We start from the raw sequence: 8,895 nt of genomic DNA, 5'->3' as shown, positions 1-8,895 counted from the left end.
GCCCGTCAGGTAGAGCACGTTCACCAACCCGCTCATCGCCGCAACGCCCAAAAACGCCGTGCGGCACGACGACAGGGCCTTCACAATCTCAGTTGATGAGCGATCTCGCGTCACGACGGTCAGTCCTCCGAGGCCTCGCGTTTTTAAACGGTTCGGGCCGCGCCAATCCAGTATAATCTTTCGTGAAATCGAAAAGTGATTTCAACGTGTGATAACTGCCAGTTGAGCAACGCAGAGTTGATCCAGGTCGTATTATCCTGCTGCTATGCTTAATGGCCGCCGCAATCACATTCGGCAACGACCGGAGCCGCGAGGGCGCTGGGCTCGAACCGGCGAATCGGGGGCTTGTTCCACGAACACTGAGGCTATGCAACGTGCAGTATCGTACGAATATACCTCGTTGGTTCATTTCCGGACCGATTTTCCTTGCCGTTTCCGTCACGTAGCGAAGGATCGCGGAGTTACGGGCGGGCGGCCCGGTGTTTCGAATTGTACAGATCTGAGGTTGCAATTGATCGCCGAGACGACGCAATCTGCGAACCTGATCTTCGGGGGCCCGGCGCCTCCGCTCCGGCCCGATCTCCTTCGAATGACAGAGCGTCGCCCATCTCGATCAAGCCTCGACACCGCACGGTCCCCGTCATCGCACGTATCCACAAGATTCCGCGCGATCGGATCCGGGTTCGGCCATTCCGAGATCCGTCCGAACATTGTTCGTTGATCACATTGTTCGCAGGATGACAGAATTGCCCGCGCCTCGCAGCCGGCACGCACGCGCGAGATCCGTCGCCCCCGGGGCTGCGGGTCTTCGCGGAGCCGCCGGCGGGGTTGCGGGCGACCGGACAGGTGATCGACCATGAGCGCCGAGACGCCCACCGCGCTGGTCGCGGACAGCCACGAGCTCTTCCGTGCGGGCGTCGTGGCCCTGCTGACGCGGGAATGCGGCTTCGGCCGGGTGATCGAGGCCGGCTCCCTCGACGAGGCCTTGATGCGCCTCGACGAGCATGCCGGGATCCGCTTCGCCTGTTTCGACCTCGCCATGCCGGGGATCGGCACGCCCCTCAACCTCCGCAGCGTCCGCGAGGTCTTCCCCCGGACCCGCATCGCCGTGATCGGCGGGAGCGGCCGGGGCGGCGGGCGCGAGGAGATCTTCCTGGCGCTGCGGGCCGGCCTGCACGGCTACGTGCCGAAGGCGCTCGGCGTCGACGAGATCGCGGCGGCGTTCCGGCTGATCCTCGCCGGGGGCATCTTCGTGCCGCCGAGCCTCGCCGAATTGCCGCTCCCCTCCGACTGGGCTCCGAGCTACGAGCCGAGCCGCCCGGTGGGGACGGAGGTGCGCCTGACGCCGCGCCAGCAGGACGTGTTGCGGCTGATTCGCTCCGGCAAGTCCAACAAGGAGATCGCCCGGACCCTCGGGCTCACCGAGAATACCGTCAAGGTCCACGCCAACGCCCTGTACCGGGCCCTCGGGGTCCGTGACAGGACCGGCGCGGCCCAGCGCGCCGGCCAGTCCTGAGGCCCTTCGAGGATCCCGGCGCCAGCGTTTGCGGCCTCGCGCGGCTGGCGTAAGCTGCCGGCCTGTCCGAGCCCGCCACGGGAGGTCCGATGCGCGCCGTTGCCCTCCCGCTTGCCGTGTCCGCACAATCGTCGCGGCCCCTCTACGCCGCCCGGCCGCAGCGCGCGATCCTGCTTCTCGCCGCGCTCCTGGCGCTCGCCGGGGCGTCGATCCTCGGACAGCCGGCCGAGGCCGAGCCGGATCTCGTGCGCCTGTTGCGCTTCATGGCGCTGATCAAGGGCGCCTTCGCGGTCGCGGCGCTCGCCGCCGGCCTCTGGCGCCTCGGGCGGCCCGTCGCGGGTTGGCGCGCGGCCGCCTACACCCTCGCGCCGGCCTTGATGGCCGGCGGCGCCCTGGCGTTGTGGCGCCTCGTCTGGCCCGGCCCCGCGAGCCTCGGCCTGCATCTCGGGCTCCTGGCCTTTCTGGTCGCGGCCCTGACGGACCGGGACTTCATCCCCTGGCCGCGGCGCCGGACCTCCTGACCGCCTCTCATTTCGTCTCGGCGACGTGGGTGGCGTCCCAGCCCTCGGGGGGCGGCGCGGCGACGAAGCCGTCGATCCGCCCGGCATAGAGATCGTAGAGGCGCGTCAGGGCAAAGCCCGCCGAGAGCGTCCGGCAGGTTTCGAGCCGGGCGCGGGCCCCCGCCCAGTCCCGCGCGCGGTAGGCGGCTAGCATCGCATGGTGCTCCGTCGCGAGCGCCCGGAAGGCGGGCGCCTGGCGCAAGCCCTCGTCCCCGAGGAGCGCCGAGACGACCTCCGCCCCGCTCTTGCCCTTCACCCGGATGCGGTCGAGCTCGAGCAGGGCGAAGCGGCCCGCCACCGCGGCGGCGGTCGTCGCCCCGAGGAGGATCCGGACGCCGTAGGTCTTGGTCTGCCCTTCGAGGCGCGAGGCGAGGTTCACCGGGTCGCCGAGGACCGAGTAATCGAAGCGCAGGTCCGAGCCCATATTGCCGACGACGCAGCGGCCGGTATTGATCCCGAGCCCGATCTCGATGGGCAGGTTCGGGTGCCCGCCGGCCTCCGCCTCCTGGCGGCGCCGGGCGTTGAGGGTCTCCATCCGGGTCAGCATCGCCAGCGCCGCCGCGCAGGCATTGGCCTCGTGGTCGGGATCGTCCAGGGGGGCGTTCCAGAACGCCATGATGGCGTCGCCCATATACTTGTCGATGGTGCCGCGCCGCTCGATGATCGCGTCGGTGAGCGGGGTCAGGAAGCGGTTCATCAGGGTGGTGAGGCCGGGCGGGTCGGACCGGTAGAACTCGGCGATGCCGGTGAAGCCGCGGACGTCGCTGAACATGATGGTGAGGCGGCGCTCCTCGCCGCCGAGCTTCAGCCGCTCGGGCGAGGCCGCGAGCTGCGCGACCAGGGCCGGCGAGAGATATTGCCCGAAGGCCGAGCGGATGCGCTGCCGGCCCATCTGCTCGCGCATGTAGTTGGTGAAGACCAGGACGGCGTAGACCCCGAGGCTCGCCGCGAGGGGGAAGGTCGGATCGAGGAGGATGCCGAGCTCGGTGAAGCGGAACCACGCGGTCGCCGCGATGAAGGCCGCTACCACCGCGCCGAGGAGCAGCAGCCAGCCCGCCCCGAGCACCGGCGCCAGGGCGATGATGCCGAGGCTGACCGCGAGGGCGAGGCCGAGTTCGACCACGATCGCGAAGCTCGGATAGGACAGGGTCGCCCGGGCCAGCACACTCTCGATCACCTGCGCGTGGACCTCGACGCCCGGGATGATGCGGTCGAGCGGGGTGGTCTTGTTGTCGAGGAGCCCGATCGCCGAGGCTCCGACGAGCACGATCCTGCCGGCGACGCGCTCGGGTGCGAGGGAGCCGTCGAGGACGGATTTCGCCGAGACGAAGCGGGCGGGGTCGTGGTGGTCGAAATGCAGCCAGACCGAGCCGCCCGCATCGGTCGGCACCGCGAAGCCCGGCACCGCCACGGCGTTGACGCCCGCCGCGTCGCTGCGGACCACGATCGCGCCGCTGCCCGTCAGCACCCGCAGGATCTCGAGGGCCAGAGAGGGCACCATCCGGCCCTCCGCCACTAGGATGAGGGGCACCCGCCGGACGATGCCGTCGCGCTCCGGAACGATGGTGAAGAGGCCCCGACCGGCCGCCGCATGCTCGATCGCCGGCAGGTTGCGCAGGAGGCCGGGGAAATGGGCGAGGTGGGGCGCCGGATCGGGCCCGATCTGGGCAAAGCCCGTCGCGGGCAAGGCGGGGTCCCCGTCGGTGGCCTGTGCCAGGGCGGTCTGCCCGACGATGACCCGCCCGCCCGCCACCGCCTCGGCCAAGATCGCGTCGTTGCTCGGCAGGGCCGCGAGCGCCGCGCGGGTCGCCGCGTCGAGGCCCGGGATGCTTTGCGCCACCAATCCCGGCGAGAGCCGGTCGGGCTCGGGGAAGACCGCGTCGAAGGCGATGGCCGAAGCCCCCGCCTCGGTGAGGCGACGCACGAGGTCGGCGACGCGGGTGCGGGCCCAGGGCCATTGGCCGTAGGCGCGCAGGCTGTCCTCGTCGATATCCACGATGGTGACCGGGCGCGGACCCGGTGAGCGCGGCTGCAGGACCTGAAAGGCGTCGAAGGTGCGAAGGCGCAGGATCTCCACCGGCGCCGGGTCCCACAGGCGCAGCAGCAGGAAGCCGCCGAGCACCGCGAGCGCGAGCAGCCGGTCGGGGCCGAGGCGGCGACGCCGGCGCGCCGGCCGATGCGGCGCGGGCGCCGCATCCCGGGAGGCCCTCGGCCTCACGGCGCCTCTGCGTCGGCGGGGCAGGATCACGGCGGCCTAGACCGGAGACGGAATCGCGAGATGCGCGAGGTGGTTCGACCAGATCACCGTGAGGGCGTCCTGGGCCTCGCCCGCCCCGTGGCCACCCTCCGCGAGATCGAGATGGACCAAGTTCGCGCCGCGAACCGAAAGGTCGTAGCCGCCCGCCTCGTCACGGCTGAGGTGGAGGACGTCCTCGATCCGTTCCGAGGCCGCCAGAGTGAATTCCGCGAGGTCGATCGCATCCGCGGCGGCATCGAAATCCGTGACCCGGTGGACCGGCTGGCCGGGGCCGGTCGCGGCGAAGACGAAGACGTCGTGTCCGCCCGCGCCCGTCAGGATGGCGGCCTCGCCGGTCCCGGGGCCCAGGACATCGTCTCCCGCGGTTCCGGTCACGGTGACGAATTCGGTCGGGCCGGCAGCGGAAATTGCCTGCGCGACGATCCGGGCGTCGCTCGCCGGGTTCAGCGCGTCGGCGGATTGATCGGGGACGGCCGCGCGTCCCGCGGGTTCCGCGGCCGAGAGGAGCGCCTGCGTGACGCTGACGCCGCCGGGGGCGGGCGGGTGGTTCGCGCCCGTGACCGTCACCGCGACGGTGGCGGGGACCGATTGGGCGGTCTCGTCCCGGATCACGACGTCGTAGACGAGGGAGAGGGTGTCGCCGGCGCGCAGGAACGCGAATTCGGATTCCGGGACCGCGAGCGTCCAGGTGGCGCTGCCGGCCGCGTCGCGCTCCGCCGCGCTCTCGGCCGTGACCTGTGCGGTGAAGGCGTGGGTGAGGTGGGCGGCCAGATCGCCCGGGACGGCGCCGGCATCGCTGCCATCGGGCCGGCGCCAGTGCAGCGAGCCGGCCTCGAGCGTCGCCTCGACCGTGTGGCGGTCGCCCGGATCGGCATCCGAGAAGCCGATCGTGCCGCTGCGCGTCAGGGTCGCGCCGGGATCCACCGACCCGTTCCGGACCTCGAACACGAAGAGGCCGGGCGTGCCGGTATTCCCCGGAATCGTCGGCAGGGCCCGCATGGCGGCGGCGTTGCCGGATTGAGGCAGCTCGAAAGAGTGGCTGCCATCCCCGGCGGAGTAGCCGGCCCGCGCGTGCAGGCCCTCGCTGTAATCCCCGAGCGTCCAGTTCACGGCCTCGTAGCGGTAGACGATGTCGAAATTGCCGTCCTGGAGATCGATCAGCTGGAGCTGGAAGGCGTTGAGCTTGTCGGTGTGGTTCGAGAAATAGCCGACATCATCCCACGTCACCGTGAGGACGCCGTTCTCCGCGTCCTTGTCGATATGGACCCGGTTCGATCCGGTCGAGCGCCCGCCGGGCGTCGGGGCGTTCTGCGCGCCCGTGCTGGTATCCACGTCGGCCCAGAACGGCGCGATGATGGGGTTTTGCGAGCCGGCCCCGATGCGGCTCGGCCGGAACTCGCCGAGCGGCCCGTCGAAGGTGATGTTGCCGTTGTTGTTGACGTAGATCGCCGTGTAATCGTGGCCGAAGAGATTCAACCCTTGCGCCCCGAACACGTCCCGGATGTCGATGGCACCGGTGGAGGCGTCGTCATTGGGCCCGAGCAGGGTCTCGCCGAAGCCGGCGGTGCCGCCGAGGCCGTCGACGAGGCTGTTGCCCGTCGTGAGATAGCGCGCGGCCAGCGGCGTCAGGACCTTCCCGGAGGCCCCCGCCGTGAGGCTCAGGTCGGAATGGGCCCCGCTCGTGATGACGGGGGCCGCGCCGCCATGCACCGCCACCGTGACCGAGGCGAGGTTCGAGTCGAGGCTGCCGTCGCTGGCGCGATAGGTGAAGCGGTCCGTGCCGCGAAAGCCCGCATCGGGGGTGTAGGTGTAGGTCCCGTCCGGCCCGAGGCTGAGCCGGCCATGGGCCGGTCCGGCGACCGCCGCGAAGGTGAGCCCTTCGGAATCCGGATCGGTCGCCACGAGCGTGCCCGACAGCGTCCGGCCCGCGCGCAGGCTCGCCTCTGCGTCCTGCGCCACCGGCGCGTCGTTGGTGCCGATCAGCGTGATGCCGACCGGCTGGGTCGCGAGGCCGCCCTGTCCGTCCGAGAGGGTGAGCGTGTAGGTCACGTCGAGCCGCTCGCCGCCCCGCAGGCCGTCGAGGGCCGCGTCCGCCACCGCGAAGGCGTAGGCGATCCTGCCGGTCCCCGAATCCTCCGTCACGCTCGCCATCAGGGCGCCCGTGAGGGCCGCCGACAGCTCCGGCGGCAGGGCGGCACCTGAGCGCGACACAACCGGGGCGCCGACCGTCACGCCATGCCCGTCATGCCGGTCGGCATCCGCGAAGGCGAGGCTGCCGGAGAGCCGGTCGGGCTCCGACGAACCGGTGCGGCCGGCCAGCTCCGTCAGGCTCGCCTGCGGGCTCGCGCCGAGGATCGGGACATCGTTGCTTCCCGCGATCGTCACCACGATGTCCTGCGCGGCCGAACCGTCGAGGGCGGTGAGGCTCAGGCGGTCCTGCAGCCGCTCGCCCGCGCCGAGCGCCTGGATCGCGGGGTCCTGGTTCGCCAGCGCGTAGGCCCATTGCCCCGTCGCGGTGTCGAACCGGAAGCTGCCGTAGCGCCCGGCGAGCGTCGCCGGCACGGCGAAATGCGCCTCGCCGGGATCGGCATCCACGACCGTCAGGGTGCCGGCGGCAAAGCCCTGACCATCCTCCTGCACCCGCCCGGTCAGGTCGCCCGTGATCGCGGCCGGGCTGTTGGGGCGAAGGGTCAGCGATGCCGTCCGGGCGAGGCTGCCGCCATGGCCGTCCGTGACCGTGTAGGCGAGGATGACGGGGCCGCTCGCGACGGGGCCGGGCTCGTAGGCGAAGCGACCAGGGCCGAGGTCGACGATCGCGCCGCCCCCGCTGCGGATGGCCAGGCCCGTCACCGCGAGCGCGTCGCCGTCGACGTCGCTCGCCCCGGCCAGCAGCTCGGCCTGCGTGACGGTGCGGACGGCCCGGGCCGGCATCGCCCCGAGATCGACGGTGCCGGCGGCGGCCGGCGCGTCGTTGACGCCCGCGATGTCCACCGTGAGGGTCGCCACTGCCGCGGCGCCGCCCTCCCCCTCGACCCGGTAGCTGAAGGCGTCGGTGCCGTGCACGCCCTCCGCCAGGGCGGCGGCCCTGTCGGCCCGATACAGGTAGGTTCCGTCGGCATTGAGCTGGAGCGTGCCGTAGCGGCCGGCCAGCACGATCGCCCCGTCCGTCAGCGGCTGGCCCTCCGCGCCCGCATCGGCGCCGGCATGCGCGGCCACGATCCGCACGTTGATCGCGGTGGAGCCGGGTGCCGCCACGAGGACGCCCTGCCCGGCGCTGGTCGCGCGCAAGGCCGCATCCTGCTGCACCGTGACGGTCTGGGGCAGGAGCACGAGATTCGGCGGCGAGGGATCGGCGGGGCGCGGCGCCACGGGGGGCTCGTCCGACAGGCGCGGAACGACGCCCTCCGGACCCGCGGGCGGCGGGCCCTTGCCGGGGAGTGCCGGCGCATCGCCGGTTCCGGGCAGCGGGCCGCCCGCCCCGTTCGGACCCAAGCCCTGCTGCGGGCTCACATCCGGCGGGAGGAGGTCCGGGGGCGTGCTCGACCCGCCGGGGCCCTGGGGCACGGGCAGGCGCGGCACCTCCGACAGGGTCTGGAACAGGGTCTGGACGAGGCCCGTCTCGACCCGGATCTCCAGGAGCGTCTTCGGCACCGCCTCGAAGGCGACCTGCTGCGCGCCGCTCGGCCTGACCACGAAGGCCTGGGTTGAATCCGAGACCGTGAAGAGAAGCCGGCCCGCATCGTCCCGGTCATAGACGTCGAAGCGGCCGGTATGCCCGTCGGGCTCGGTCATCACCGAGAAGCGGGTCGTGCCGTTATCGGCATCGATCTGGACATGCACCGCCGTGCCGCGGATGCCCATCGTGGCCACGGGCGTCGCGACCTTCATGTCGCCTGTCTTGGCGACCTGCCCGGCCACGAAGGTGATCGAGCCCTGGATCAGGTTGAACAGGGCCGTGCCGCCATTGCCCTCCGCCTTGAAGACCATCTCGTTCAGCACCATCCGGGCGCTGGCCGAGAGGGTGAAGAGGGTGCCGTCCAGGAAGGCGATGGCCAGCGAGCCGGCGCGGTCGGTCTGGACGACGTCACCCTTGTGGACGAGGTCGCCCGCCTGAACCGCGACGGTGACGCCGTTGCGCACCAGGCTCGCGCCGCCGCCCACCTTCTGCACCCGGCCGATCACAGCCGAGGCGTCCGAGACCGGGTTCGCGCCGGCCTGTGCGTAGATCGCGCGCGCGCCGCTCAGATCCTCGATCGCCGCGTCGGACAGGCTGGCGCCGTCCGGGGCCACGAGCTTGGGACGCTTGAGAACGCCGAAATACTCGTGGACGACGAGGCGATGCCCCTCGTCGCTGATGACGAGATCCGCCCCGGTGCGCGCGTAATGGCCGTGAAAGAGCAGGCCCGGATCCTCGACCCGGATCGTGCCGCCCTCGACGGCCTCGACCTCCCGGGAAGTCTCGAGGCCGAAGCCCGGCCCGAGGCGCGGCGGCCCGATCTCGTCGATGATCGTCATGGTGCCTGCACCGGAACCATCCTCACGATCCCTGCCTGCCCGATCCC

General features: G+C 71.6%; 4 protein-coding genes. 2 read left to right on the top strand and 2 right to left on the bottom strand.

Annotated features, from left to right (window positions below):
* Positions 1–856 precede the first annotated feature (856 nt).
* Both F6X53_RS28635 and F6X53_RS28630 read left to right on the top strand, forming a co-directional pair.
* Positions 857–1,516, top strand: coding sequence for a LuxR C-terminal-related transcriptional regulator (locus F6X53_RS28635; RefSeq protein WP_151004778.1), 660 nt, complete (start codon positions 857–859; stop codon positions 1,514–1,516).
* An 89-nt stretch (positions 1,517–1,605) separates the two neighbouring features.
* Positions 1,606–2,037 (top strand): hypothetical protein, encoded by a 432-nt coding sequence (locus tag F6X53_RS28630; protein WP_151004776.1) that lies wholly within the window; start codon positions 1,606–1,608, stop codon positions 2,035–2,037.
* A gap of 7 nt (positions 2,038–2,044) precedes the next feature.
* Here the strand turns inward: F6X53_RS28630 and F6X53_RS28625 are convergent, their stop codons facing one another.
* Both F6X53_RS28625 and F6X53_RS28620 read right to left on the bottom strand, forming a co-directional pair.
* Positions 2,045–4,294 carry a CHASE2 domain-containing protein gene (locus tag F6X53_RS28625; protein WP_151004774.1) on the bottom strand — a complete coding sequence of 750 codons (2,250 nt, stop codon included), beginning with the start codon at positions 4,292–4,294 and terminating at the stop codon, positions 2,045–2,047.
* A 36-nt stretch (positions 4,295–4,330) separates the two neighbouring features.
* Positions 4,331–8,848, bottom strand: coding sequence for a VCBS domain-containing protein (locus F6X53_RS28620; RefSeq protein WP_151004771.1), 4,518 nt, complete (start codon positions 8,846–8,848; stop codon positions 4,331–4,333).
* Positions 8,849–8,895: the final 47 nt, after the last annotated feature.

Origin of the sequence: Methylobacterium soli, from assembly GCF_008806385.1 — a bacterium.
Taxonomy (GTDB): Bacteria; Pseudomonadota; Alphaproteobacteria; order Rhizobiales; family Beijerinckiaceae; genus Methylobacterium; species Methylobacterium soli.
The sequence above is the reverse complement of the archived record's forward strand: the minus strand, read 5'-3'. Positions and strand labels throughout refer to the sequence as shown.